Source organism: Alkalicoccobacillus porphyridii (assembly GCF_007293315.1).
Lineage (GTDB): Bacteria > Bacillota > Bacilli > Bacillales > Bacillaceae_D > Alkalicoccobacillus > Alkalicoccobacillus porphyridii.
In genome coordinates, this window is record NZ_VLXZ01000012.1 from 75,657 (window position 1) to 101,210 (window position 25,554).

Genomic DNA, 25,554 nt, shown 5'->3' on the forward strand with positions numbered 1-25,554 from the left:
TAAAACACACCGTTATTTTTTTGATCCCATTGTAAGCGCTACTGTTAAAAGTGAAATACCACCAGCAGCAGCCAACCATTTCCACCCTGCATGATTATCTGATCTTTGTTGCATAGGTCTTTGAGATGCTTCTTTTTCTGCATTGTACGCTGTGGTTACTTTTTGATCGGCTGTGTAGTGGGCTCGATCTTCAGGCTGCTGAGTCGTGCGCTCTTTGGCATCTTGGTCTTCTCCAAGCCCTTTAAGGAAAGCAACTGTAAGATTTAATGCGACACGGAACTCCGGGTCTTTAACTGCCTTGACTAGTGAGACATAACTGGACTGATTTTCAATTTTCTCAAATTCTGCCATTCTGGCGATTCCTTGATTAATCTTTAGAACAATGGGTTCAAGCTGATCGACATTTAATGTTCCAAGTACTCCACCCATAAGCAGCATATTTTTTAACGCTCGAGCTGTTTCAGGGTTGTCTACCGTTTTAACTAAGACATTCAGCACTTTATCGCCTTCACTAAAAAGAGCTGTCAGCATAGGCAGGATTCTCCGGTCCTGCATATGCTGAATAATCTCAAATGTTTCATGAATAGCGTCTTTATGATTAACTAGAAGCTGTTGAATTTCTTGGAGCTCTTTTTCTTTAAGTTCTTCTTCACTGTAGGTCTTCCGTCTAATGGTTGTCGTCGCTTTAGCCATGCTGATTCGACTCCTTTTTCACGAGATCCCCTGGGAAAGTATAATCTTTGCGCTGCCATTTCTTCTCCACGGCCACACCAATTTGTGGCTGGGGATTCCCATGACGGTGGTTAATTCGCGGAAGTGGTGATTCTCCCTTCTCACGTAAAATCTCCATCTTTGCGCTAATTTCTTTATACGCTGGGGTGTCTGTATCTTTATCAGCGTGACTGCTGGTCAGATAGTTGATAGCCCCTTCACCTTGATCGTTTAAAGGAAGATAGACCTCTTTCCCCTTCACTCGGTCTGTTACAAGACATTCTACTTTCACGTTTCCATATGGGGAGGTTAAGCGGACAAGCGTACCATCCTCTAGCCCGCGTTCTTCTGCGAGTTCAATGGAAACCTCGAGAAAGACTTTAGGTGTTTTGGATGTAATCCCCTTCGATCGATAGGTTAAATTCCCCTCATGGAAGTGTTCTAGCAGACGACCGTTATTCACATGAAGATCGTATTCCTCTCCAAACTCAAGTGGTTTTGTCCAGTCAACCGGGAATAATCTTGCTCTACCATCTGGAAATGGAAATTCATCTAAAAATAACACTGGTTGATCTGAACCATCAGCTGCTACCGGCCATTGCAAACTATTATAGCCTTCTAGACGGTCATAGCTAACGCCTGCAAAAATGTCAGCTAGTGAGGCAGCTTCATCCATAATGTCACTAGGATGTTCATAGGACCATTCAGCCCCTAAAGAATTTGCGACCTCCTGAATAATTTGCCAATCTGGCTTTGAATCTCCAAGTGGATCAAGTGCTTTATAAAGACGCTGGAAACGTCTTTCTGTATTTGTGAAGGTACCGTCTTTTTCCAAGCTTGGACTCGCTGGTAAGACAACATCTGCAAATTGAGCCGTTTTTGATAAGAAAACATCCTGTACAACAAAGAAGTCGAGCTTTTCAAAGGCAGAGTGCACATAGTTTAGGTTCGAATCAACTAAGCCCATATCTTCTCCTTTTAGATACATCAATTTCAGATTTCCCTCATGAACGGCTTCAATCATTTCATGGTTGTTTAGACCAGGCTCTTTTGGAATCGATACGCCCCAGCCCTTTTCATACTTTGCGTGGACATCCTTATCAGTAACTTTTTCATATCCAGGAAAACGGTCAGGCATACTACCAAAATCACTAGCTCCTTGTACATTGTTATGACCACGCAGAGGATAACTCCCCGCTCCTGGCTTGCCATAGTTCCCTGTAATCAGAAGCAAATTGGATATAGCTGTACTTGTATCACTACCACCAAGATGCTGAGTTACACCCATTGCCCATAAGATACAAACGGTGTTTGCTTCTGCAATGCGATCCGCCATAAAAATAAGTGTATCCTTAGGGACACCGGTTACTTCTTCGGCGTACTCAAGTGTATAAGGCTCAAGGCTTTTAATATAATCGCCTAAGTTGTTCACACGACTATTAAGAAATTCTTGATCCTGCCAGCCTTGATCTAGAATATATTTTGTAATCGCTGATAACCAAACTAAGTCCGTTCCAGATTTCGGCTGTATAAATAGATCTGCACGCTCAGCCATCTCGTGCTTACGTAAATCTGCTACAAAAAGGGTCTGTCCCTTTAATTTCTGTGAGCTTTTTATACGAGTTGCAAGCACTGGGTGGGATTCTGATGTATTTGTTCCAATGCCAATAACTAATTCCGACTTCTCAATATCTGTAATAGAGCCAGAATCACCGCCATGGCCAACTGTTCTAAATAGACCCATAGTTGCAGGTGACTGGCAATACCTCGAACAGTTATCAATATTGTTCGTTCCGATCACTCCTCTGGCCAGCTTCTGCATCAAATACGATTCTTCATTCGTACACTTAGAGGAACTAATAAAAGCCATCGAGTCAGGCCCGTGTGCTTCCTTTGTTTCTTTAAATTTACTTGTGATTAATGCAAGAGCTTCCTCCCACTCTGCCTCTCTAAACTCATCACCTTCACGTATAAGGGGTTTTGTCAGACGCTCTTCACTATTCACAAAGTCCCATCCGAATTTCCCCTTCACACAGGTTGAAATTCCGTTGGCAGGCGCTTCAGCTTGTGGTTCTACTTTCAAGATTTTACGATCCTTTGTCCACACATCAAAACTGCACCCAACACCACAGTAGGTACATACCGTTTTTGTCTTTTCAATATGTTCATCTCTCATAGCTGCTTCCATGTCTGAAATCGCTAGGATAGAACCGTAGCCAGTCTCTACGTTTTTTGTTGTTTCAATCATTGGTCTCATCGTGTTTTTTGCGATCGCTGTCAAAAATCCAGCTTCACCCTCCATGCTCGTCTCGATCAACGCATTACATGGGCACACCGTTGAACAATGACCACAGGATACACAAGACGATTCATTAATAGGCGTATCCTTGTCCCAAATAACTCGTGGTTTTTCTCTTTCCCAATCAATAGAAAGAGTTTCGGTAACTTGGACATCCTGGCAGGCTTCGACACACCGACCACATAGAATACACTGATCAGGATCATAGCGATAAAATGGGTTTGAACGATCAATTTCATATGGTTTATGGGCAAACGGAACGCTTTGATGATTTATTTGCATATCCTTAACCGTGTTATGTATTTCACAGCCACCGTTATTGTAATCACAAACTGTGCAATAAAGCTCGTGATTAACGAGGATTCGGTCCATGGCAATGGTTTGGGCTTCTTTTACTAGTTTATCCTCCGTTATAAGATCATCGCCCTCAGAAAGCTCTGTAGAACAGGACCTAACGAATTCACCATTCACTTGAATAATACAGGTATCACAGGTTTCAATGGCCCCTAGACTTGGGTGGTAACAGACAGTGGGAATTTCAACTTCATGCTGCTTTAGGACTTCAAGCGCTGATAATCCTTGTTCTACCTGAACATCTTTTTCATTAATGCGAATGTTCATTTTATTTGGCACCAACTCGTTCCCCTTTCTAATAGTACATTTTCAATAAACATACCTATTTACCTAGGCTACCCTGTCACAATATGTCTTAAACTACTTTGAGCACGCTTACATTTTTTGTTGCGGGATATACCCGTAATTCATTTTCTTAACTCGTGCACAATATGACTCAACTCTGGAAGAATCAGCTTCTCCATAGCTAATTTAACCGCCCCAGAGGAACCGGGCATAGAGAATAATGCTTTCTCATTTGCAGTCCCAGCTATGGCTCTCGACAGCATCGCGGCTGATCCTATGTCATATTCATAGCTTAAATACCTGAAGATCTCTCCAAATCCAGGGAGCTCTTTTTCCAATACCTTCTCTACGACCTCAAAGGTCACATCTCTTCTCGCTATTCCCGTGCCGCCAGTTAAGAGAATTACTTCAATGTTCTCTTGATTTAGTGCTGAAGAGATGGCCGATTGAATAGCCATCGCATCATCCTTAACAATTTCATATTCAGTAATCTCGTGACTTGATTGCTCTAAAAGTGTTTTGATTAGCGCCCCACTTTTATCCGTTTCTTGTGTTCGTGTATCACTCACCGTGATAACCTTACACTTTGCGCTTTGTGTGTGGGCTGGATGAGACATTCTCTCCCTCTTTCCTTTTGGATTATCCGCCAATATAAGACATCTCAATCTTAGGTCTTGTTGCTGCCGTTTCTTCCGTTCTTTCATCAGAATACCGATCTGTACGAGTGTTCCAAACTTGTGAGAGCACCTCTTTAAGATCATGTTCGTTTTCATCACGCAATAATGCTCTTAAATCCGTCCCTTTTGTTGCAAATAAACAAGTATATAGTTTTCCTTCTACAGAAACCCTCGCTCGTGTACAGCTAGAGCAAAACGATTGCGAGACAGATGAAATCACTCCTACTTCCACTTTAGAGTCTGCATATTGGTATCTACTTGCTACTTCACCGTAATATGCCGGATTCATTGGCTGAACCCCAAAATGATCTTCTAGTTTGGAGATAATCTCTGCTTTTGTTATAACGGAATCTAACTTCCAGCCATTTGTACTACCTACATCCATAAACTCTATAAAACGTAAGTTGATTCCTTTTTCTTTAAAGTAAGCAGCCATCGGAATAATTTGTTCATCGTTGACATCTTTCCTCACAACCATATTTACTTTTACCTGTAAGTTCTCTTTTTGAGCGGCCTCAATGCCTTTTAATACTGGCTTAATCCCTACACCACGACCGTTCATTTGCTTAAAAACATCATCTTCAATCGCATCTAAGCTAATATTTACTCTTTTTAAGCCTGCTTTTTTTAAAGCGGCAGCTTGCTTCGGTAGGAATACCGCGTTTGTTGTTAGAGCTACATCCAAAATCCCGTCGATCTTAGTTAATTCGCTCACTAACTCCGGTAGATCCTTACGTAATAGTGGCTCACCACCAGTAATGCGAACCTTCTCCACACCAAGCGACGCAGCCGCTTGAACGACTTTAACAATTTCTTCAAAGGTCAAATATTGTTCCTTAGGCAAAAAAGCATAGTCAGGTCCAAATATTTCAGCAGGCATACAATAAGAGCACCTAAAGTTACATTGATCGGTTACAGAAATTCGAATATCTCTTAAAGGACGTTCCAATCTGTCTACTACGGAGGTCATAGACTATTCTCCTTTCTTCTGAGTACCTGCAAGCAAATCCTTGTAGGACGAATCATCGTTAATATTAACAAAGCAATCTGCTGGAATATCGAGTTCTATATTTGAAACATAGCGGGCTTCTATTTGATCTAAAAAATCAATCATTCGATGGCTTCCCGCTTCAAGCTGTTTTTTTAGAATGGGTAAGCATTGCTTTTGATACTGAGCAAACAGTGGCTGGATTCGGCCATTTACCGTTGGTACCACAGCAAGCGCATTCTCAAAAGGGTATTGAGTTAACTTCTTGACTGCTCTTTGATCCAATTGTGGCATATCAACTGCAGCCACAACATAGCTATCGGCTAGAACCTGATTCATCACCGAATAAAGTCCCGCTAATGGTCCTTTTCCCGCCACTTCTTTGCAATCCTCTATAATATGTGCAGCGAATGTCTCCTGCAAAAATCTTTCTTTTAAATCTGGGCGACTGACAATTACCGTCTGATCAACATGTGGCGCGAGACTTTGTAGAATATGTTGATAAAAAAAAGAACCTTGATTATTAGCAAACGCCTTTTCTCCACTAAATCTCGTAGATCCACCACCAGCTAAAACGACTCCAACACGCTTTCCTTCCTTTGACAAGTGCAATCAGCCCCCGCTCACCGGCGGAATAAGAGCGAGAACATCTCCTGATCGCACAACCGTCGTTCGTTCAGCATATTCTTCATTAACTGCCACCATAACAGATTCGAGGTTTATATTATAGGATGACTCTAGTTCTTTTAATAGTTCATTTATTTCTTTACTGTCGTACGTGTATTCTAAAATGTGCTCTCCTACCTGCTCTTCTAGCTGAGCAAACAACTTAATTTGAATCATCCTGTTTTCCCCTCCTCTGGTACTCCGGCTTTTGTTTCTAACTGATCACCAATCCATTCTTGTCCATCCTCCCATTGCTCTTGCTTCCAGATCGGGACGATTTGCTTGATCCTTTCAATGGCATATTCATTCGCCGCATACGCATCCTTGCGATGAGGTGTTGAGACTGCAATAATGACAGCAATCTCCGAAATTTCAAGCTTTCCTGTACGATGCCCAATGGCGACAACTGCGTCAGACCATCTTTCTTCGATTTCTTCTCCGATTTTTTCTAATTGTTTAACTGCCATGGATTGATAGGCCTGATACCGAAGAAACAATGTTTTTCGACCATGAGTGAATTCTCTAACTGTACCCGTAAACGTCACAACCGCTCCGGCTTCACGACGAAAAACTAATCTTGTAATATCATTAATATCTAACTCATCATCTGTAACAAAAAATCTTGAATCACTCATGCAGGTGCCCCCTCATATATTCTCCTAGCCACGACAGATAGTTACTCTCATCTTCACGCAAAAAGTAAGGACTCTCTGATATAACGAGATTGCCTTTACTAATAATGGCAACGATCTGTTCTAATTCCTTTAGCAGCCGAACATCTTCTTGATCTCTTAAGAGCACGACCTTCGGATATTTCCATCCTTTGTATCCCTCTACTAAAATCAAATCAATTTCCATTTGCCGATATAACTCGAGTGTTGCTTCTGGATTTCCTGCCTCCACTCGTGCTGTAAGCTGCAGAGTTCCTTCGCCTTCAACCGCACTGACTGTTGCTCCCGCAGCATAATGTTTGTAGCTATCCTTACCTTGCCCTTCTAAAAGGGGTCGTCCACCATGACCATGGTGCTTAAGTGTACCAACCCTCCATCCTTCTTTAACAGCCATATCAACAAGCTTGCAAAGTAACGTGGTTTTTCCGCTATTTTGATAACCAACTATTTGGATGATGAGAGGCTTTCCCACGGCCATTCACTTCCTTCTTCTGTATCTAAGATGAGTATGTCAACAAGGTCTCCTTTTGTGTACCCTCTTGTGCCACCTGGTAAAACAATAAATACATCTGTTTTAGCTAACGAACTAACAGCATTTGATTTATTAAAGCCACTTGGGGCTGCATGGAGGTGATGACCTTGATACGATAGGGTGCCTCTTACAAACCGAGTGAATGGGTTAGCTTTTGAAAAATCCTCACTAAGAATGGCCTTAGCTTTAGACAAATGAGGCGTGGATGAAAGCATTCTTGTTTTAATGATTGGTCGAACAAACACCTCAAAACCTACATAGCACGCAGATGGGTTGCCAGATAATCCAAACATTAATGTATCATTCCAAGTTGCTACAGTTGTCACACTGCCTGGTCTCATTGCAATTTTATTAAATAATATGTCAGCATTAAGCTTGTCATAGACTTCGGGCAATAAATCAAAATCTCCGACCGATACGCCGCCAGTAGTAATTAATATATCCACTTTGACTGCTGCTTCTTTAATTTGAGAATAACAACTTTCAAATTCATCAGGTAGCTTTCCAAAATACACAGCCTCAGCTCCCGCTCGCTCAATTTGAGCTAGAAGCATTTGTGTGTTACTATTACGAATTTTGCCTGGCTCTAGTTCATCTTCAACCTCCAGCAGCTCTGAGCCCGTAGCAAATACCCCTATGGTCGGTTTTATAGTGACTGAAACATATTCATAGCCAAATGTAGCTAATAAAGCAACTGTGCCAGGATTAATGATTGTTCCTTTTTCTATCAGCATTGTTCCTTCCGACACGTCTTCTCCTTTATATGAGAGATTATGTCCCGATGGAAAATGACGTTTGATTGTCATATAATCCTCATCAGCCTCCGTAAAAGTATCCGCAAGCTCTAGCATAACAATTGCATCACATTCTGGTGGAAGCATAGCCCCGGTCATAATCCGAACAGCCTCCCCACGTTGAACTGGCTGCTCGCAAACAGATCCAGCTCCTATCGTCTCAATCACTCTTAGAGTAACTGGATTTTCTCGACTTGCGTTCTGTGAATCGTCTGAATGAATCGCAAATCCGTCATATGGAGTACGATCAAATGGTGGGACGGGATGTTTGGCCAGTAGGTCTTCGGCCAATATCCTTCTGTACGCTTTTGTTATATGAACTTGCTCAGATGAGTGTGAATGTGTAGCAGCCTTCATCACCTTCTCAACAGCTTGGCTCACTGGGATAGGTGTGCGTTTTTCTAGCATCGTAAAATCAATCCTCTCGAATCAATATTTTTAACATGTTACAATGAGCAGAAACTGTATCTAAAAGAGGAGTCATAACCATGTCAGAGTTTACACATTTTAATGATCAAGGTCACGCCCGTATGGTTGATATTACAGAAAAGGCAGAAAGTCATCGTTCTGCCGTTGCTCAATCAAGTATTCAAGTAAACGAAGCCATTTATCAAGGTATTACCTCCAATCAAATGAAGAAGGGTGATGTACTTTCCGTAGCTCAGGTAGCGGGGATTATGGCAGCTAAACAAACCTCATCCCTCATCCCTATGTGTCACCCTATCTCAATTAGTGGAGTAAATATTGAATTTGATTGGAAACCAGTTAAGGAAGAATATCAATTACTCATTAAATCTACGGTCAGAACTAAAGGCAGTACAGGTGTAGAAATGGAAGCGCTGACCGCCGCTAGCGTCTGCGCATTAACCGTTTATGATATGTGTAAGTCTTTGGATAAAGGCATTGTCATTGGTGAAACATACCTTACTTCTAAATCAGGAGGTAAAAGCGGTGATTATTCTCGCTAATTATTAATATAGATGGTTCCTATTAGTTTCTCACACAATGGTTGTTAATGAAAAGGGAAAGGCAGTACATGCTCATGGCTCTACTTTTTTCTACTTTTATCGTGACTTTTGATGTATGATAAAAGTATAGGAAAAAGGAGGTTAAAAGCATGAAGAAAGTACAATTATTTGTATGTGCTACTGCATTAGCTCTACTAACAGCATGTGGTCAATCCTATACCCAACAGGACTCAACAAATACTGAATTAACAACAAATGAAGTAGATACCTCCTCTTCATCAGAAGAAAAGCAGAAGACAGAGAACATCGATTTAACCGAAACCAAAGAGGTTGAAAACAACGATGATTCAACTCAAGCTTCTGAGACTGAAACGGAAAAAACAACGGAGACGGCTGTAGCTGTCAGCGCAAGTGGAGCTGACGAAGACAGCTCTGAGGTTGCATCTGATAGTGAGGACGCAACAGAAGACGGGGAAGAGCAGGAACTAGGTGTAGATGAAGTGGAACCTCCCTCTTACTCGGAAGCACAAAATGACGAACTTAAGCAGCATATAGAAGAACTTAAGAATCAGTTCCCTAATCAACTACTTGCGATTCAGCTTGAAAATGGTGATGATGTCAACAATGTGTATGCCGTAATCACGGACGGATTAAAACTACCATCAGACGAGGAGCGGGAGTTTCATGTAACTCTAATGGCTGAAGCGATTTCTCAGGAACTCGACCTGGCTACTCAGGCACCAAATGGAACCATGACGTTTGTTTACGAGGATCAAGCTGAGCTAGCCATTTACCATATTGAAACGAGCACCATCAGCTGGAAGTAATAAAAAAAGCAGTAGGTCGCATCTAGACCCCTGCTTTTTTTATAGTATAAGACTTCGTTTAAATTATCTGCTCTCATCAATTTGTTAAGCTTTTGTAAAGCGCTCAAAAACACTCATTAATTCTTCAATCGAAGCGTCCCCTTCACCTTCCTTAATGGCATCTGCTACGCAGTGCTTTGTGTGATCCTCTAGAAGCTGCAAGCTGACTTTTTTCATGGCTGCATTGATAGCGGATATTTGAGTGAGGATATCGACACAATATCGATCCTCCTCCACCATTTTCTGAACCCCTCGGACTTGGCCTTCTATTCGTTTTAAACGATTTGTTAATTGCTCCTTGCTCATCGTTGTTCGATGATGCACTGTTTGATGATTATGCTCCATCCAGACACCTCTTTATATATTCCGAATTCTGTCTTCCTAGTATATCACGAGCTACTTCACCCGTCAGTATCGTACGCTGAGCGTTTATTGACATGCTCTTAAAGCTATAATACAGTAATTTATGGAGAGATTAAAAACATACCGAGATAAAGAGAGTGATAATATGGATAAGGCAATGATATTTTTTGATATTGATGGCACACTTCTGGATCATCAAAAGAACCTGCCCGCCTCAGCAAAGCAATCGATTGCCGCTTTGAAACAAGCTGGCCATGAGGTAGCCATCGCCACAGGTAGACCCCCCTTCTTCTTTGAGGGACTACGCAAAGAGCTTGGTATTGATTCCTTTGTCAGCTTTAATGGACAATATGTGGTTTATAAAGGAGAAGAGATTTTTGCAAATCCTCTTGACGCCGCCTCTATTGAAGAATTAACTTCTTTTTCAGCCAAACGGAATCATCCTTTAGTATATATGAATCATCACACAATGAAATCAAACATTGCTGACCATCCAGCGATTGAAGAAAGCTTAAACAGCCTAAAAGTCCATGCCCCAGAGCTTGATCCATTATTTCATAAAGATCGTGACCTCTATCAGACCCTCCTATTTTGCACGGAAGGTGAAGAAAAAGAATACATGGAGTCGTTTACAAACATTCGATTTGTACGCTGGCACCCTTCTTCCGTAGATGTTATTCCTGCAAATGGATCAAAAGCAGTAGGGATCAGTCACCTAATTAAAAAGCTAGGATTTTCAATTGATCAGGTGTACGCATTCGGAGATGAGAAAAATGATCTTGAGATGCTCAGTCAGGTGGGCCATGGTGTTGCGATGGGCAACGCTCCTCAAGTCGTTAAAGATGCTGCCAACTACGTGACAAAACCAGTCGACGAGGATGGAATCGAGCACGGGTTGAAGATGGTTGGATTGCTTTAAGGATCAATGACACAAATTAAACCTTACAACTTTTCTATTGTTGTGAGGTTTTTTGTTTGCACCATACATAAAATGTTTCATTAAATAAGAGGACTTAACCCTTAAGATTTTTTTGGAATCTACTGTATAACTCCCACGTCTTATTAAGACCATAAGCAAATAGAACCGAGCAAAATATAATTGTAACTAAGCTAAGCTCATTAGCAAATTCAAACAATAGGAAACCATAAAACACAAACAAACAACAGAGTAAGAGTCTAATAAAATTTATCATAAATCCCCCTCATTTCATCACTCTACAATTATTCAATAGAAGGTTGGAAATTCCTGCTGAGATTTCTGATAACATTAACTTCATCATAAAAAACGCCCCTCCTTTTCGTTTAGAAAAAGAGGGGCGTTCTATTTAACCCATTATTAACCTTTGACGCGCCTAGTAGGACTCGAACCTACAACGCAAGAATCGGAATCTTGAATGATATCCCTTTCACCATAGGCGCATGCTTGCTTTAGCGACAAGAACAATCATATCTTAAAGGGAGGTAGGTGTCAATCTTTTCCCTCCCCTAGAGAATTAAGAATGCTGCTTCTCACCCTCAGCAAACATTACATTAAAGCGATCGTTAATATCGTCTTCTGTGTAACCAGCTCTGCCTAAACGAGCGCCGAAGTTCTTAGCCCACAATTGAAGTCTGCTAGCCATTTTTGCATACTTTTTTGCTTCGCCGCCACGTGTATCATTGGCACGACCTTCTGCATTAGAGATAACGTTCTCCACAACAAATAGAGCTTTCCATAGAGATTCTTCGTCTAGATCTTCCGCGTTCTCAGCTAAAAAATCGATGACTTTCTTATAAAACGATTGAAATTCTTTAAATGGAATTTCATCCTCCATGTTTAAATACACCTGAATCTGATCATACAATTCCTGCATGTTTACATACACTCCTTTATATCTATCGGGCTTATTATAGCATAGTTCTAAAGCCTAAGTCAGTAGTTACTAGCAATACATCGGCTTAGCTGATTCTAGTCAACCTGAAAGTACTTAACATAAAATCATTATCAAGATAAATATAGCATTTTCATCGCTCCCGGGATGAGGCACGCTTTCCGGTGGCGGGCGGTGAATGAATCTTGGCTTGACGCCAATCTCATTTCACCTCTGCCTGTACAATCCCCTCGGAGTCGGCCCCATTCCGTCCGCTTTGATAAATTTACAAACCATTTGGTACTTCTTGTGTAGGTTGTAGGAAAGTTATGTAGACTCTATATGTATCATCTCTTATATGAAACCCATCACTCATCAGGCGGATGAAAATGGTGGGCAGGCGCCGGTCTGCCACGTGCTGTCCCGGTGAAGATTCGTTTTCTCCTTCCGCGTATGTTTTCCAATCTGACAATGGACCAACATTCCTATTTAAGTGATTGGCTGCGCTTACTGGCTTCCGCGCACGCAATCGGCTTTTTCGCGCATTTTCGTTTTTATCGCGCATTGGCTTGATCTTTCCGCGCATGACCCGATGTTTTCCGCGCATTTTCATTTTTATCGCGCATCCCCCACCTATTATCGCGCATTTACCAGAGGTCACTGAAAAAGTCATCTAGAAATAAGCTCATGCACCGCTACAGGAGAAAACTACGCTTTCCACGGTAACGGCCTCAGCCCTCGAAGCGGAAAACCGCCACTTCGATGTCTTCAGACACGTTCTGTTCCGTAGGAGTCTACGTTTTCTCCTTCCGCTACTGTTTCGGATTAAACAAATGACCACCATTCCTATTAGAAGCGATACTCAGATACCCTCTAATTTCTTCCATACACTTACGCACGCGAAGCGTATCTGTGGTGCGACATCTTTTTATGCACAATAAAAAAAGCTGAACCATGCGGAGTGACCCCAACATTGTTCAGCTTTTCTATTAGCTGTAATACCTCTTACTCGCCTCTTGTTACCTGAGGCACTACGATTAAGAATTTGCTCCGGTTTGGCAATATTGATCGAATGCTTTTTCTAGCTTTTGTACGACTTCGATTGGCTCATGACCTTCGATTTCATGACGTTCTACCATCATCTCAATTTTTCCGTCTTTAAGTAGCGCAAAAGATGGAGAAGATGGAGCAAAGCCTGTAAAGTATTCACGTGCTTTTGCAGTTGCTTCTTTATCCTGACCGGCAAATACCGTTAAAAACTGATCTGGTCTTGTTTCATAGTTCTTCATGTACGCTGCTGTTGGTCTAGCAATTCCACCAGCACAACCGCATACTGAATTGATCATGACTAGAGCTGTTCCTTTTTGCTGAAGAGCTTGATCCACTTCTTCTGGTGTTGTTAGCTGTGTATATCCTGATTCTACCATTTCCTGTCTTGCTCCTTGAACAACATCATTTACAAAGAAATTAAAGTCCATCTCTCATACACTCCTTTAAATCTTACTTTGTTTGTATTTTACCTTGAATCGAGTTAAAAACCAACACATGTGCTTGAAAACAGATAGTCATCTCAAAAGCAATTAAAGAAAAGAGCTTCGGTTCCGCTCCCGGAATGGCAGGCACGCTTTCCTAGGGTGGGCGCTGAACCAAACTGGCTTGACGCCAGTTCATTTCAGCCCTGCCCATACATCCCTCAGGAGTCGGCCTGCCATCCCGTCCGCTGAGAAACAGGATAAGCCCTAGATTTGAATATCTAGAGGTTAATCAGCAAGTAGCTTTAAAAGCAACTAAATAGCGAAGTCAGAATCCTTAGGCCATAGTTGCGGGTACGAAGGATTGTGGCCGAATGGTACAGTAACTTAAGTACATACTAGATACATCTTTCTAATTTCAAACATAACTTAAACTAAGTCAGCTCCTAACGCGTTACACCGACTCTTCTGAGAATTGTTCGAGCTTTTTCTTGATTGAAGCTAAGAATTGTCCGCACACTAGTCCATCAAGCACTCTGTGATCTAAGGATAAGCAGAGATTTACCATATGACGAATGGCGATGGAATCTCCTTCTGGTTGTTCAATCACAACGGGGCGCTTTACAATTGATTCAATTGAAAGAATGGCGGCTTGAGGATAATTAAGAATTGGCGCAGATTGGATTGAACCAAATGAACCAGTGTTATTAATTGTAAACGTTCCGCCTCTTGAGTCCTCTTGGCTAAGCTTGCCGCTACGCACCTTAGTAGCTAACTCATTAATATTTTTGGCAAGTCCTTTAATGGATTTCTCATCAGCGTTATGGATAACGGGCACATATAATGCATCGTCTGTTGAAACCGCCATCGAGATATTAATATCTTTTTTGCGAATGATCTTATCTCCTGCCCACATTGAATTCATTTCTGGAAATTCCTTCAATGCTTCAACAATGACCTTGATGAAAAACGGGAAAAAGGTCAGATTGTAGCCTTCGTTTGCCTTAAATTCTGTTTTCACTTTATTACGATATTGCACAAGACGTGTGACATCCACTTCAATCATCGTCCAAGCGTGAGGGGCTTCATGCTTACTTTTCACCATATTGGCTGCGATCGCTTTTCTCACGCCGGATAATGGGATTTCTATATCACCCTTAGCAGGTACATTAACCTGCGTAGAAGCTACATTCGGATTCTTAGGTTGCTTTGTTTGAACATCCGTTTTAGCTGATGGCTGTTGTCCGGTTGCAATCAATTTCTCGAGATCTTTACGTGTAATTCTCCCTGATTTCCCGGATCCTTCTACCTGGGTTAGATCAATAGCGTGTTCTTGTGAAAGCTTCAACACAGCCGGAGAATAACGATTTTTCATAGAAGTATCCTGTTGAATACTAGTCGTTTCTTCCTTTGGTTCAGGTTCTTGGATAGAGTGAGTATCAGTTTGTGCAGGCAGTTCCTCTGTTTCCATTGAACAAATGACTGTACCTACACTCACTGTCTCGTCTTCCTGCACAAGCAGCTCTTGAATAACCCCTTCAAATGAAGATGGTACTTCAGCATTCACTTTATCCGTCATAACCTCTGCGAGTGGCTCGTATTTCTTAACCATATCACCTGGCTTGACCAGCCATTTTGTGATGGTGCCCTCTGTCACACTCTCACCAAGCTGAGGCATTTTCATTTCTGTTGCCATAGATCTCACTCCTTCCTATTAGAACTCTGCCAATTCTCTCATTGCATGCTCTACTTTATCAGGATTAATCATAAATTCTTTCTCCATGGTTGGCGCATAAGGCATAGCCGGAGTATCTGGTCCAGCTAGTCGCTTAATTGGAGCATCTAAGTCATATAGGCAATTTTCTGCAATAATCGCTGCAACTTCTCCAATGATGCTACCTTCCAAATTATCTTCTGTTACAAGTAATACTTTACCCGTTTTTTGTGCCGCTTGGATAATCGCATCCTTGTCCAATGGATAAACGGTCCGCAAATCAAGTATGTGCGACGTAATTCCATCCTTCTCCAGTCGTTCCGCCGCCTGAAGGGCAAAATGAACCGCTAAACCGTATGTAATAACGGTTATATCGTCGCCTTCTTTTTTTAGATCTGCCTTTCCAATCGGTAAAGTGTATTCTTCTTCTGGCACTTCGCCTTTAATTAATCTGTACGCTCGTTTATGTTCAAAAAACAACACGGGGTCATTTGAGCGAATGGCTGATTTTAATAATCCCTTTGCATCATAAGGTGTAGATGGCATAACAATTTTTAAACCTGGTGTCCCGGCAAACATCTTTTCCACACTTTGTGAATGATATAGAGCTCCATGAACGCCACCACCATATGGTGCACGAATCGTAATTGGACTCTGCCAATCATTATTTGAACGGTAACGAATTTTTGCGGCTTCGGATACAATCTGGTTCACTGCCGGCATGATAAAATCAGCAAATTGGATCTCGGCGACTGGTCGCATTCCATACATGGCCGCACCAATACCCACACCCACTATGGCTGATTCTGCGAGCGGTGTATCCATAACCCGTTCTTCTCCAAATTGTTCGAACAATCCTGCTGTTGCTCGAAATACACCACCACGTGCGCCAACATCTTCTCCCAGGATAAAGACCTTATCATCGCGCTCCATTTCCTCTTTGAGCGCTTGCGTAATCGATTCAATATAGGAAATGACGGTCATATTGTACCCTCCTGCTCTTCATACACATAAAGATGCAGACTCTCCGGATCAGCATAAGGAGCATTCTCAGCATATTCCGTAGCTTCATCTATTTCATCCGCAATGGTCTTCTCCATTTGCTTCTCTTGTTCATCTGTTAGAAGCCCTTGCGTTATTAAATATTCTCGGAACGTTAATAAAGAGTCTTTATTTTTTGCTTCTTCTACTTCTTCTCTTGTGCGGTACGCTCTGTCATCATCATCACTGGAATGAGGAGTCAGTCGATAAGACACGGTCTCTATAAGCGTCGCGCCCTCTCCTCTTCGGCCACGGTCTGCTGCTTCCTTCACTGCTTCATAGACAGCAATAGGATCATTCCCGTCCACTGTGAAACCTGGTATGCCATAACCAATGGCTCGGTCCGATACCCGTTCGCAACCAAGCTGCTTTTCTGCCGGAACAGAAATAGCGTATTTATTATTCTCACACATCAAAATAACAGGCAATTTATGCACTCCGGCAAAATTTGCCCCCTCATGAAAATCCCCTTGGTTCGATGAGCCTTCACCAAACGTCGTGAATACAACCTTATCCTGTTTCTCCATTTTGACGCCAAGAGCCATTCCGACTGCATGGGGTACTTGTGTTGTAACAGGAGAGGAACCAGTTACAATGCGATTAATCGATTGACCAAAGTGACCGGGCATTTGTCTGCCACCAGAATTCGGATCCTCAGCTTTTGCAAAAGCTGAGAGCATTAGATCCTTTGTAGTCATACCAAATACCAAAACAACACCTAGATCACGGTAATATGGTAAAGCATAATCTTTATGTCGGTCCAAAGCAAACGCAGCTCCAACCTGAGCAGCTTCCTGGCCTTGACATGAGATTGTAAATGGAATTTTGCCTGAGCGGTTTAATAACCACATACGTTCGTCAATTCGACGTGCACGCAACATCCATTCATACATTTTAAGCACTGTTTCATCTGATAAACCTACTGATTGATGTTTTGATGCAGACATCTGTTTCTCCTCCTCTGCTTTGTAATCGATTTACGCATGGATTGCTTTCCCATTTGCAGCTAATGCTGCTTCACTTAATCCTTCCGACAACGTAGGATGCGGATGGATGGTTTGAGCAACTTCCCAACTTGCCGCATCTAGTACCTTTGCAATCGCTGCTTCTGAGATAAGTTCAGTGGCATGAGGTCCAATGATATGAACACCAAGAAGATCATCGGTTTCTTTATCTGCAATGAGCTTCACAAATCCATTTGTTTCTCCTTGAACTAGTGCTTTTCCTATTGCTTGAAAAGGGAAGGTCCCTACTTTAATGTCATGCCCTTTTTCCTTAGAGGCATCTTCTGTTAAACCAACTGAAGCAATCTCTGGATAGCTGTAAATGCAGCTTGGAATTGTATCTGGATTAATAGGCAGCGGCTGATGACCAAGAATATGCTCTACAGCGATGATCCCTTCATGGGAAGCCACATGTGCTAATTGAAGGCCACCAATCACATCACCAATTGCATAGATATGCGATTCTTTTGTCTGTCCAAATTCATTTACCTTAATAAATCCATTCTCAGACTCAATATCCGTATTTTTCAAACCGATATCTTTTGTATTAGCGGCTCGTCCAACACATACAAGCAATTTCTCTGCCTCAAATTGAACAGACTCATTATTTACAAGCCCAGTTAATAAAACTTTATTCTCTTCTTTTATAACTTGATCTGCTTGAATATCAACATTAGTTATAATGGTAACTCCTCTTGCCTCCAACTGTTTAGCGGCTTCTCGCGCAATATCTCGATCTTCAGTTGGCAAAATTCTTTCGCCATACTCCAAGATCGTTACTTTAACGCCAAAGTCAATCAGCATGGATGCCCACTCTACGCCAATAACCCCCCCTCCTACGATGATCATAGAAGCTGGGAGGTACTCGAGTTTCAGGGCATGATCAGAGGTTAAGATCTGAGCCCCATCAATGGTTAAGTCAGGAAGGGTACGTGCCGATGATCCAGTCGCAATTATGACGTTTTTACCAATCAACATCACATTTTCTTCTCCTTCACGCTCCACTGAAATGGTACCTGATGTTGGGGAGAAAATGGAAGGACCAAGTATCCTACCTGTCCCTTGGTAAATATCAATCTTGCCACGTTTCATTAAAGCTTGTACGCCTTTATGTAGCTGCTCCACAACCTTTTGCTTACGTGCTTGTGCAGCAGAAAAATCAAAGGAGACACCCTCAGCGGTCACACCATATTCGCTTGCCTCTTTAGTGAGTCTAAGCACTTCCGCACTTCGTAAAAGTGACTTACTAGGAATACAGCCCTTATGAAGGCATGTGCCTCCCATTTTGTCTCGCTCGACAATCGCTGTTTTGAGGCCTTCCTGCGCAGCCCTAATTGCCGCTACGTAACCGCCTGTTCCTCCACCAAGAATCACCAAATCATAGTCTTCCGCCATGGTGTCTCCTCCCTTACCTGTGCTCAAATTTATTTCTGTAGTCCTGCTCTCGCTCTTGATAATAAGTGATGACCATCTCTCATAAACTGTTTGCGAGAACGTCTTAAACGTTCAATACGTTCTTCAGCCATGCGATCGGCTGCGACGTTTGTTGATACCCCATCACGTTTAGCAATGTCAAATACCTTTGCGACATTGTCATAAATTCCTTCTACCTTTTTAATCGCACGATCACGATTGTAGCCTTTTAGCTCATCGGCGACGTTAATGACTCCGCCTGCATTAATAACATAATCCGGTGCATAAGCTATACCCATTTCCATTAAGCGCTCACCGTGGCATTCTTCTTTTAATTGATTGTTTGCAGCTCCTGCAACCACACTTGCTTTTATAACGGCAAGTGTCTCATCATTAATAATGGCACCTAATGCATTAGGCGAGAAGATATCACAAGGCATACTATAAATTTCTTCTGGCGCTACATAGTGAGCTCCAAAATCGTCCACAGCGCGTTTTGCTGCTGCTTCATAGATATCTGTAACAATCAGTTCTGCACCCTCATCATGAAGATACTTACACAACTGATACGATACATTACCGACACCTTGTACCGCAATTTTTTTACCTGAAAGATTCTCGTCTCCAAAAGCTGCTTTAGCCGCTGCTTTCATTCCTACAAATACACCGTAAGCCGTGACTGGTGATGGGTTCCCAGAAGCTCCAAATGCAGGAGAGATACCTGTTACATAATCCGTTTCTTCATGAATAATGTCCATATCAGCAACAGTTGTACCAACATCTTCTGCTGTGATATAGCGCCCATTTAAACCTTGTATGTATCTACCGAATGCGCGAAACATTTCTTCATTTTTGTCTTTGCGAGGATCTCCAATAATGACTGTTTTTCCTCCACCGAGATTTAAACCCGCCGCGGCATTCTTATATGTCATTCCTTTAGCTAAACGAAGAGCATCCTCAAAAGCCGCTTCCTCTGTGGTGTAGTTCCACATTCTTGTTCCACCTAAAGCCGGTCCAAGCGTTGTATCATGAATAGCAATGATTGCCTTTAAGCCAGACGTACGGTCCTGACAAACAACCACCTGTTCATAATCATACATTTCCATCGTTGTAAAAAGATTCATTGCGATTCCTCCTTTAGTCTTTTGGAAGGTCTTATTTTGTGCACAATTCTCTCTGTATCTATGCATCTCTCGCAAATTGTCTCTCTTTAATTAAGAATCAGACGGTGCTGATGCTTTTTATTAATTATTCACCCCTGGCAAATTGCGCAATAACAGTATATCACGCAGCAATCCTGAATCCTATGCCTAGGCGATTTCACAGATAATTTGAATTTTATCAACGTTTTACATTTTAATTTATGACTAGGTACTAAAATCTACTCTTATATTATTACGTAAATTTTAAAAACATGCAACTTTAAGGCATATACTTCTCTGAAATTTTTAGCTACAATACATAAGAGAGTTATGTAAGGAGGAACAACGGTAATGGGTCGTTTTATTGCATTAGTCATTTTATTAATCCCGATCTTTACAGCAGGCTTAGGTATTAAGCTAATGAGGGATGCTTTTTTTCATATTGTGCAGCCGCCTTTCTCGTCTGTGTCTTTTCAATTTCTAATGGGCATTATCTTATTTTTTGTTGGGTTTGCTTTTATCGGTGGATTTATTTTTCATCGTGATCGTAAAAATGGCAAAATCGGTCCTCGCTTTTCAAAAAAAGAAGGATAGGCAGGGTCATGTTTTTTTCACGACCCCTAGCCCATCCATCCAGCGCCAAAAGCGTCTTTTGGCAATCCATTCTGAGAACGACACGCGTTCCGCTGACAAAAGCAGCATAAATAAAATAGTGGCACTAAACCACTGTAGCTCCATAGTCCCCTCATGTGTTAACCAAATTGCTAGAATGGCTCCTGTTGCTGTTGCCCCATTGTCCCCTAACATGGCTTTACGTTCACCTTCCAACACATACACTAAATAGAATATCGTTAATCCATATAATAAACTGGAGAACGAAGGTAATGGCATAAAGAGCAAAATTGCTGCAGCTACTAAAAGGGAAAGCTTCCAAACCCGTAATGGCCGCGTATCAAACAAATTCATAATATGAGGCAACAAGCATAATAAGAAAAACATACTGATACTTCTCATTGCAGACTGCGGTTGACTCAAAAAAGTGTACAACCCAGCTAATAAAATGGTTCCGACTGCTTTCATTAATCCAGTTGTCCATCTTCTGTCCTTTATTAGGGCGTGCACATGGCCGCGTATTCCTTTTGGCTCGGACTTTCCATAGCGATCATCAATAAACCCCATCACCCAAATACTTAAAACATACCCTAATGACAGATAAGAAAATACAAAGGAGTCACTTGGTGGAAATGCACACATAACAGCAAAGCCATAAACGACAACGACTCCAAGACTATAAGGCAGCTCCCGCTTCTCATAGTTTGGTACAGTCCACCTTGCCTCATAAAAAGCACACATACTTGTAAAAGCTATGATAGGAAGCGTAAGCATCAACAGAATCATATTGATTCCCTCCGCCATTGTTTTTCAATTTGCCGCCATTGTCTCAATCGATGAAGAATACCTGATACGCTTTTGCCCATTTCTCGATGCTCCATACTTGTTTCTATTTCTAAAAGTCTGGCTCCCCCTTGAATCATGTGTAAGCACATGATTGTCTCAATTCCAAATCCATCATAAGGACGGCTTAATAGTAAGCGTAGCCATCTTCTTTGAAACGCTCGTTGACCCGAAAGTGGAGCTTCCAGCCATATACCGGTTTGCTTATGAATGATCTTTTGTGCACGCTGCTTTACAATACCTCTCCCACCGTTCCCCTTAGAGACTATTTTGGAAATCGTTAAGTCTGCACGTTTTTCCATTAATGGCTCCAGTAAAACGGTAGCCTCAGCTGCTGTATGAGTTAGATCCGCATCAAGGCATAGAATGTACATGCCCTTGGCGAGTTTCCATCCCATCTGTAGAGCTTGACCCTTCCCCCTATTTACAGGCAAGTGCACACATGTGTCAGCTAATTCTTCTGCTATTTTTGCTGTTTGATCACTGCTACCATCATTTACACAGATAATTTCATGTGAAAACGGAATTGTACGCACTGACTCAATGGTTGCTGCGAGACGTTGCTCTTCGTTATAGGCAGGGATTATAACAGAGACTCTAGTCATGACGAAAAGCCTCTTTTCTTAGCAACATTCGATAGCCACGTCCAATCATGGTTTTCAGCTCCAACCATTCTTCCTGTAAATCGTGCCCCACCTTCTGAAATTGATCTGACAGCTTGGATGAGGCGAATAATGGATGAACCCCTTTTAAATCGGTGACTTTATCTCCTACTTGAATACGAGTTAATACGGTGGATGCCATACCTTTCCGATTTTTTTCGAGAAACTCTTTCATGCCCGTCCGACACCCAATCAGAAAGAGGTGTTCCGCCTCTGCCCAAAATGATGATAACAATGCAGCGTCCTCACTTGTCCCCAAACATTGAAGCTCTTCTGCCTCAATGTTGTTTGCTAGTAGTCGTTCTCTACCTGGTGATGAACCATCCATGTATGAGTGACAAATAATGCTTGCGCCACACTGCAATGCAGCAATCGATACCGAATCCATATCACCTATAATGATATTTGGTTTTAAACCAAGCTCTATTAGCCCATCTGCCGCCCCATCCACTGCTATAATTACGGGATTCATTAGCATTAACCAACGCCTTAATGCGTGTAAGTCCTGCTTATAGCTTCCATGTCTAGCTACAATTAGAACGTATCGATTTTTTACTTGAAGTAGGCAATTAGGCACGTGTATAGGATCTACAATATATTGAGCTTCATTACTTGCGTGAGTGAGTGTGTTCGTTACAAATGAAGTTAGAAGGCTTTGATAAGCTGCTTTAGCCTTTTGTTGTAATGCCTCAATATGTTGATTATTGTAATGACTTAGCTCAGCAAGTAAAATCTTATATCCATCTCGAATTAAAAAAAGCTGATCTCCATGTAGCGAAATCTCCACATTCCAACACTCCTCTTCTGGTCCGTACCAATAGGCTACATCAAATACATCTATACCAGCATCTAGTAGCTTACTCACGCCTCTATGCTCATACTTACCACTCATGGAAGGTTTACGATTAATAACCGCTTGAACCTTTTTCTTAATTAAAGATTCTGCTGTTAAAGCATCAATATCTTCATGCCACAGCATCACAACTGAATCATTCGGAATTTCTTGTACTAAGACCTTGCTTATCTTTCCTTCATACAGTTGCCCTTTTATCGTACGTTGCATAACGGCCTCCACATACATGATTTTTGGTTAGTATGTGCAAACAATAGATAAATTATGGACAGAAGTACTTAGAAGATGTGTAAATAAACTTCCCCACTAAAAAAACCTCTCTACATGCGGTTTTCACCACATACAAAAGAGGTTTTTTAAACTTACTCTAGATCATATCCACAGTAAAAAACTATATTTATGCTATGATAGGGACTTACCCTACTTTATGCTCAATTCGCAGCTTATCGGCCACCATCGCAATAAATTCGCTGTTGGTTGGTTTTGCCTTAGATTGGCTAACTGTGTAACCAAAAAGACTAGAAATGGACTCAATATTACCACGACTCCAAGCTACTTCAATGGCATGGCGAATCGCTCGTTCTACACGGCTTGAGGTTGTATTAAATTTCTTTCCAATATCCGGGTACAGTACTTTTGTGATGGAACCGAGTAACTCGATGTCATTATAAACCATGGTGATAGCTTCACGAAGATACATATAACCTTTTATGTGAGCCGGAACACCAATTTCGTGAATAATGCTTGTGATGCTAGCATCAAGGTTAAAGCGCTTTTCGGGCTTAGTTGTGTGTGTAAACGTAAATGAAGAGGTTTTTTGAGTTAAACCTGCTTTTTTACCGCCAATCTCACGTACCTTAGAGACAAGAATCTCCATATCAAAAGGCTTTAGTACATAATACGATGCACCAAGTTCGACCGCTTTTTTAGTTACATCCTCCTGCCCAAATGCCGTAAGCATGATAATATTAGGCTTAGATTGACTACTTTGACCTAGTCGTTCTAGAACAGCAAGCCCATCCAGATGAGGCATGATAATATCAAGTAAAAGAACATCTGGTTCCTTCTCCTCAACCAAACTTAAGCACTCCTGACCATTATATGCTACACCGGCTACGACCATATCATCTTGAGCCGATATGTATTCACTTAAAAGATTTACCAGTTCTCGATTGTCATCGACTACACATACTTTTATTTTATCCATAAAACTTCCTCCTCATTAATCGTGTGTTTTTTCTCTGTATTTACTAATTCGACAGTTTGAATACAAGTCCTTTATTTTTTTTAATTAATGCGAATTCTTTTACGTATGCTTTCTTATTCTCTGTTATTCGCCATTTTTCGTATATGAAGATCATATTATTTATATTTATGTCGAATAATATGAAATATGTCAACAGGATTATCTTAATATAATAAAACAAGCTAAAACGATTTAACTCGCTTTAGCTTGTTGAGGAATATCCATGACACCTGCTTCTTCAAGCATCCAACCAATATGACATCCGTAGCCTGAGGTTGGGTCATTCACAAATACGTGAGTGACAGCACCAACAAGCTTGCCATCTTGAATGATTGGGCTACCACTCATACCCTGAACAATACCTCCAGTGGCTTCAAGTAGCTTAGGGTCGGTTACTTTTAATACAAGACCTTTTGTAGCAGGTTGCTTTTGTGGAACAGCATTTACGATCTCAATGTCGAATTCTTCAACCTTTTCACCACTAACTACGGTAAGAATTTTGGCTGGACCTTCTTTAATTTGACTTGATAATGCGATCGGAAGTTCTTGATCCATGACATTGTTTTTTAAATCTGCCTTTGTTAGTGTTCCAAAAATACCGAACGAACTATTTTTAGAAATGCTTCCGAGAATTTCACGGTCTTTTGAAAAGCTTGCTAATTTTTCCCCTGGGTCACCGTGACTCCCTTTTTCAATAGAAGTGACAGATGATCGCAGTACTTCACCATCATGCACCATAATTGGTTTATGCGTATCAGAATCTGAAATAACATGTCCTAATGCACCAAACTTTTTAGACAGAGGATCGTAAAAGGTCATCGTTCCAACTCCGGCAGCGGAATCACGGATAAACAAACCCATGCGGTACGCGTCATCACCTTTTGATTTAATGGGATGTAACGTTCTGACGATTGGCTGCTGGTTACGCTTAAGTTCAATTTCAAGATTCTTTTCTTCTTCACCTGCTTGTTGCACTACTTTTGAAACTTGGCTCATTTTTTGAATGGGGATGCCGTTAATCTTTGTAATCATATCGCCTACTTCAATACCTGCTGTTTCACCAGGAGAGGTTTCACCCGTACTTGTTTTCACTAAATGGTGACCTACAACAAGCACTCCTTTGGTGTTTAACTTAACACCAATCGACTGACCGCCTGCAATGACCTTTCGTTCTGGCAGTATTTGAACGGAAGTTGCTTTAACAGGAAATCCGCCAACTTGTAACATAAGCTGATCGTTTCCGGATGCTACTGTTTCTATAGTGTGGGAATCCTTCTGTTTTAATATAGATTCACCATTGTTATTCAGCTTTGCTTGTAGCTGATTTGAATGAGTAAGCTCTAAGTCTTCCCCTTGGAACATTGATATGGCTGTTGGGATTTGGGCCCATTCTTTTAACGGACTGGATAATCCGATATAAAGCATTCCTGCCATAAGCAGAATGCCAATAATTAAACGCACTCCTTCTACTTTCAAATTCTTCACTCTCCTAGCTCCCAACCCACACCTCTTGTGGCTGTATTATTAA

26 protein-coding genes and 1 tRNA gene are annotated in these 25,554 nt (G+C 41.5%); 4 read left to right on the forward strand and 23 right to left on the reverse strand.

Translation table 11 applies throughout. From position 1 onward, the window contains the following. Positions 1-12: 12 nt before the first annotated feature. From FN960_RS16810 to FN960_RS16850, 9 genes are all read right to left on the reverse strand, one after another. A complete protein-coding gene (locus tag FN960_RS16810; RefSeq protein ID WP_143850017.1) occupies positions 13-693 on the reverse strand; it encodes a helical membrane plugin domain-containing protein in 681 nt (226 codons plus the stop codon). Continuing rightward, on the reverse strand, positions 686-3,643 hold the full coding sequence (gene fdhF, locus FN960_RS16815; protein ID WP_438799897.1) for a formate dehydrogenase subunit alpha: 2,958 nt from the start codon (positions 3,641-3,643) through the stop codon (positions 686-688). Before fdhF ends, FN960_RS16810 begins: the two co-directional genes overlap by 8 nt. Before the next feature lie 128 nt (positions 3,644-3,771). Continuing rightward, positions 3,772-4,266 (reverse strand): MogA/MoaB family molybdenum cofactor biosynthesis protein, encoded by a 495-nt coding sequence (locus tag FN960_RS16820; protein ID WP_143850018.1) that lies wholly within the window; start codon positions 4,264-4,266, stop codon positions 3,772-3,774. A 22-nt stretch (positions 4,267-4,288) separates the two neighbouring features. Beyond that, a complete protein-coding gene (moaA, locus tag FN960_RS16825) occupies positions 4,289-5,296 on the reverse strand; it encodes a GTP 3',8-cyclase MoaA (RefSeq protein WP_143850019.1) in 1,008 nt (335 codons plus the stop codon). A gap of 3 nt (positions 5,297-5,299) precedes the next feature. Beyond that, on the reverse strand, positions 5,300-5,920 hold the full coding sequence (locus FN960_RS16830; protein ID WP_185971082.1) for a molybdenum cofactor guanylyltransferase: 621 nt from the start codon (positions 5,918-5,920) through the stop codon (positions 5,300-5,302). Between the two features lie 6 nt (positions 5,921-5,926). Further along, positions 5,927-6,157 carry a MoaD/ThiS family protein gene (locus tag FN960_RS16835; RefSeq protein WP_143850021.1) on the reverse strand — a complete coding sequence of 77 codons (231 nt, stop codon included), beginning with the start codon at positions 6,155-6,157 and terminating at the stop codon, positions 5,927-5,929. Then, positions 6,154-6,615, reverse strand: coding sequence for a molybdenum cofactor biosynthesis protein MoaE (locus FN960_RS16840; RefSeq protein WP_143850022.1), 462 nt, complete (start codon positions 6,613-6,615; stop codon positions 6,154-6,156). Before FN960_RS16840 ends, FN960_RS16835 begins: the two co-directional genes overlap by 4 nt. Further along, positions 6,608-7,129, reverse strand: coding sequence for a molybdopterin-guanine dinucleotide biosynthesis protein B (gene mobB, locus FN960_RS16845; protein WP_143850023.1), 522 nt, complete (start codon positions 7,127-7,129; stop codon positions 6,608-6,610). Before mobB ends, FN960_RS16840 begins: the two co-directional genes overlap by 8 nt. Beyond that, the gene (locus tag FN960_RS16850) at positions 7,096-8,385 is read right to left on the reverse strand and encodes a molybdopterin molybdotransferase MoeA (RefSeq protein WP_143850024.1); all 1,290 of its coding nucleotides are present in this window, start codon (positions 8,383-8,385) and stop codon (positions 7,096-7,098) included. Before FN960_RS16850 ends, mobB begins: the two co-directional genes overlap by 34 nt. Positions 8,386-8,465: 80 nt before the next feature. Between FN960_RS16850 and moaC the strand changes: the two genes are divergently transcribed. After that, on the forward strand, positions 8,466-8,945 hold the full coding sequence (moaC, locus tag FN960_RS16855) for a cyclic pyranopterin monophosphate synthase MoaC (protein ID WP_143850025.1): 480 nt from the start codon (positions 8,466-8,468) through the stop codon (positions 8,943-8,945). A gap of 149 nt (positions 8,946-9,094) precedes the next feature. Then, a complete protein-coding gene (locus FN960_RS16860) occupies positions 9,095-9,772 on the forward strand; it encodes a hypothetical protein (RefSeq protein WP_143850026.1) in 678 nt (225 codons plus the stop codon). A gap of 84 nt (positions 9,773-9,856) precedes the next feature. On the opposite strand, the gene FN960_RS16865 is transcribed toward FN960_RS16860, so the two are convergent. After that, the gene (locus FN960_RS16865) at positions 9,857-10,156 is read right to left on the reverse strand and encodes a metal-sensing transcriptional repressor (RefSeq protein ID WP_143850027.1); all 300 of its coding nucleotides are present in this window, start codon (positions 10,154-10,156) and stop codon (positions 9,857-9,859) included. A gap of 163 nt (positions 10,157-10,319) precedes the next feature. On the opposite strand from FN960_RS16865, the gene FN960_RS16870 reads away from it, so the two are divergent. Then, a complete protein-coding gene (locus FN960_RS16870; protein ID WP_143850028.1) occupies positions 10,320-11,093 on the forward strand; it encodes a Cof-type HAD-IIB family hydrolase in 774 nt (257 codons plus the stop codon). A 428-nt stretch (positions 11,094-11,521) separates the two neighbouring features. On the opposite strand, the gene FN960_RS16875 is transcribed toward FN960_RS16870, so the two are convergent. From FN960_RS16875 to FN960_RS16910, 8 genes are all read right to left on the reverse strand, one after another. Continuing rightward, positions 11,522-11,593, reverse strand: a tRNA-Arg gene (locus FN960_RS16875). A gap of 74 nt (positions 11,594-11,667) precedes the next feature. Further along, the gene (locus tag FN960_RS16880; RefSeq protein WP_143850029.1) at positions 11,668-12,027 is read right to left on the reverse strand and encodes a hypothetical protein; all 360 of its coding nucleotides are present in this window, start codon (positions 12,025-12,027) and stop codon (positions 11,668-11,670) included. Between the two features lie 1,034 nt (positions 12,028-13,061). Then, positions 13,062-13,502: a BrxA/BrxB family bacilliredoxin gene (locus FN960_RS16885; RefSeq protein ID WP_143850030.1), complete on the reverse strand. Its 441-nt coding sequence runs from the start codon at positions 13,500-13,502 to the stop codon at positions 13,062-13,064. Positions 13,503-13,950: 448 nt separating this feature from the next. Then, entirely contained in the window at positions 13,951-15,192 is a 1,242-nt protein-coding gene (locus FN960_RS16890; RefSeq protein WP_143850031.1) for a dihydrolipoamide acetyltransferase family protein, read from the reverse strand. 18 nt (positions 15,193-15,210) lie between these two features. Then, positions 15,211-16,194 carry an alpha-ketoacid dehydrogenase subunit beta gene (locus FN960_RS16895; RefSeq protein ID WP_143850032.1) on the reverse strand — a complete coding sequence of 328 codons (984 nt, stop codon included), beginning with the start codon at positions 16,192-16,194 and terminating at the stop codon, positions 15,211-15,213. Beyond that, the gene (locus FN960_RS16900) at positions 16,191-17,198 is read right to left on the reverse strand and encodes a thiamine pyrophosphate-dependent dehydrogenase E1 component subunit alpha (RefSeq protein WP_143850033.1); all 1,008 of its coding nucleotides are present in this window, start codon (positions 17,196-17,198) and stop codon (positions 16,191-16,193) included. Before FN960_RS16900 ends, FN960_RS16895 begins: the two co-directional genes overlap by 4 nt. A 30-nt stretch (positions 17,199-17,228) precedes the next feature. Continuing rightward, positions 17,229-18,650, reverse strand: a complete 1,422-nt coding sequence (gene lpdA, locus FN960_RS16905; protein WP_143850034.1) for a dihydrolipoyl dehydrogenase — start codon at positions 18,648-18,650, stop codon at positions 17,229-17,231. A 29-nt stretch (positions 18,651-18,679) separates the two neighbouring features. Further along, the gene (locus FN960_RS16910; RefSeq protein WP_143850035.1) at positions 18,680-19,792 is read right to left on the reverse strand and encodes a Glu/Leu/Phe/Val family dehydrogenase; all 1,113 of its coding nucleotides are present in this window, start codon (positions 19,790-19,792) and stop codon (positions 18,680-18,682) included. Between the two features lie 369 nt (positions 19,793-20,161). On the opposite strand from FN960_RS16910, the gene FN960_RS16915 reads away from it, so the two are divergent. Further along, a complete protein-coding gene (locus tag FN960_RS16915) occupies positions 20,162-20,404 on the forward strand; it encodes a DUF2627 domain-containing protein (RefSeq protein ID WP_143850036.1) in 243 nt (80 codons plus the stop codon). A 6-nt stretch (positions 20,405-20,410) separates the two neighbouring features. On the opposite strand, the gene FN960_RS16920 is transcribed toward FN960_RS16915, so the two are convergent. From FN960_RS16920 to spoIVB, 5 genes are all read right to left on the reverse strand, one after another. Continuing rightward, entirely contained in the window at positions 20,411-21,208 is a 798-nt protein-coding gene (locus FN960_RS16920) for a hypothetical protein (RefSeq protein ID WP_143850037.1), read from the reverse strand. Further along, complete coding sequence (locus tag FN960_RS16925) at positions 21,205-21,870, reverse strand: glycosyltransferase family 2 protein (RefSeq protein ID WP_143850038.1); 666 nt, start codon at positions 21,868-21,870, stop codon at positions 21,205-21,207. The genes FN960_RS16920 and FN960_RS16925 overlap by 4 nt, the downstream gene beginning before the upstream one ends. Continuing rightward, entirely contained in the window at positions 21,863-22,990 is a 1,128-nt protein-coding gene (gene steA / locus FN960_RS16930) for a putative cytokinetic ring protein SteA (protein ID WP_143850039.1), read from the reverse strand. The genes FN960_RS16925 and steA overlap by 8 nt, the downstream gene beginning before the upstream one ends. 205 nt (positions 22,991-23,195) lie before the next feature. Further along, positions 23,196-23,987, reverse strand: coding sequence for a sporulation transcription factor Spo0A (gene spo0A / locus FN960_RS16935; protein WP_143850040.1), 792 nt, complete (start codon positions 23,985-23,987; stop codon positions 23,196-23,198). 231 nt (positions 23,988-24,218) lie between these two features. Continuing rightward, entirely contained in the window at positions 24,219-25,502 is a 1,284-nt protein-coding gene (gene spoIVB / locus FN960_RS16940) for a SpoIVB peptidase (protein WP_143850071.1), read from the reverse strand. Positions 25,503-25,554 lie beyond the last annotated feature (52 nt).

Excerpts from the sequence above, each read along its gene's own strand:
- FN960_RS16810 (WP_143850017.1), bottom strand. The coding sequence starts at position 693 with ATGGCTAAAGCGACGACAACCATTAGACGGAAGACCTACAGTGAAGAA.
- FN960_RS16820 (WP_143850018.1), bottom strand. The coding sequence starts at position 4,266 with ATGTCTCATCCAGCCCACACACAAAGCGCAAAGTGTAAGGTTATCACG.
- moaA (WP_143850019.1), bottom strand. The coding sequence starts at position 5,296 with ATGACCTCCGTAGTAGACAGATTGGAACGTCCTTTAAGAGATATTCGA.
- FN960_RS16835 (WP_143850021.1), bottom strand. The coding sequence starts at position 6,157 with ATGATTCAAATTAAGTTGTTTGCTCAGCTAGAAGAGCAGGTAGGAGAG.
- FN960_RS16840 (WP_143850022.1), bottom strand. The coding sequence starts at position 6,615 with ATGAGTGATTCAAGATTTTTTGTTACAGATGATGAGTTAGATATTAAT.
- mobB (WP_143850023.1), bottom strand. The coding sequence starts at position 7,129 with ATGGCCGTGGGAAAGCCTCTCATCATCCAAATAGTTGGTTATCAAAAT.
- FN960_RS16850 (WP_143850024.1), bottom strand. The coding sequence starts at position 8,385 with ATGCTAGAAAAACGCACACCTATCCCAGTGAGCCAAGCTGTTGAGAAG.
- moaC (WP_143850025.1), top strand. The coding sequence starts at position 8,466 with ATGTCAGAGTTTACACATTTTAATGATCAAGGTCACGCCCGTATGGTT.
- FN960_RS16860 (WP_143850026.1), top strand. The coding sequence starts at position 9,095 with ATGAAGAAAGTACAATTATTTGTATGTGCTACTGCATTAGCTCTACTA.
- FN960_RS16865 (WP_143850027.1), bottom strand. The coding sequence starts at position 10,156 with ATGGAGCATAATCATCAAACAGTGCATCATCGAACAACGATGAGCAAG.
- FN960_RS16870 (WP_143850028.1), top strand. The coding sequence starts at position 10,320 with ATGGATAAGGCAATGATATTTTTTGATATTGATGGCACACTTCTGGAT.
- FN960_RS16880 (WP_143850029.1), bottom strand. The coding sequence starts at position 12,027 with ATGCAGGAATTGTATGATCAGATTCAGGTGTATTTAAACATGGAGGAT.
- FN960_RS16885 (WP_143850030.1), bottom strand. The coding sequence starts at position 13,502 with ATGGACTTTAATTTCTTTGTAAATGATGTTGTTCAAGGAGCAAGACAG.
- FN960_RS16890 (WP_143850031.1), bottom strand. The coding sequence starts at position 15,192 with ATGGCAACAGAAATGAAAATGCCTCAGCTTGGTGAGAGTGTGACAGAG.
- FN960_RS16895 (WP_143850032.1), bottom strand. The coding sequence starts at position 16,194 with ATGACCGTCATTTCCTATATTGAATCGATTACGCAAGCGCTCAAAGAG.
- FN960_RS16900 (WP_143850033.1), bottom strand. The coding sequence starts at position 17,198 with ATGTCTGCATCAAAACATCAATCAGTAGGTTTATCAGATGAAACAGTG.
- lpdA (WP_143850034.1), bottom strand. The coding sequence starts at position 18,650 with ATGGCGGAAGACTATGATTTGGTGATTCTTGGTGGAGGAACAGGCGGT.
- FN960_RS16910 (WP_143850035.1), bottom strand. The coding sequence starts at position 19,792 with ATGAATCTTTTTACAACGATGGAAATGTATGATTATGAACAGGTGGTT.
- FN960_RS16915 (WP_143850036.1), top strand. The coding sequence starts at position 20,162 with ATGGGTCGTTTTATTGCATTAGTCATTTTATTAATCCCGATCTTTACA.
- FN960_RS16920 (WP_143850037.1), bottom strand. The coding sequence starts at position 21,208 with ATGATTCTGTTGATGCTTACGCTTCCTATCATAGCTTTTACAAGTATG.
- FN960_RS16925 (WP_143850038.1), bottom strand. The coding sequence starts at position 21,870 with ATGACTAGAGTCTCTGTTATAATCCCTGCCTATAACGAAGAGCAACGT.
- steA (WP_143850039.1), bottom strand. The coding sequence starts at position 22,990 with ATGCAACGTACGATAAAAGGGCAACTGTATGAAGGAAAGATAAGCAAG.
- spo0A (WP_143850040.1), bottom strand. The coding sequence starts at position 23,987 with ATGGATAAAATAAAAGTATGTGTAGTCGATGACAATCGAGAACTGGTA.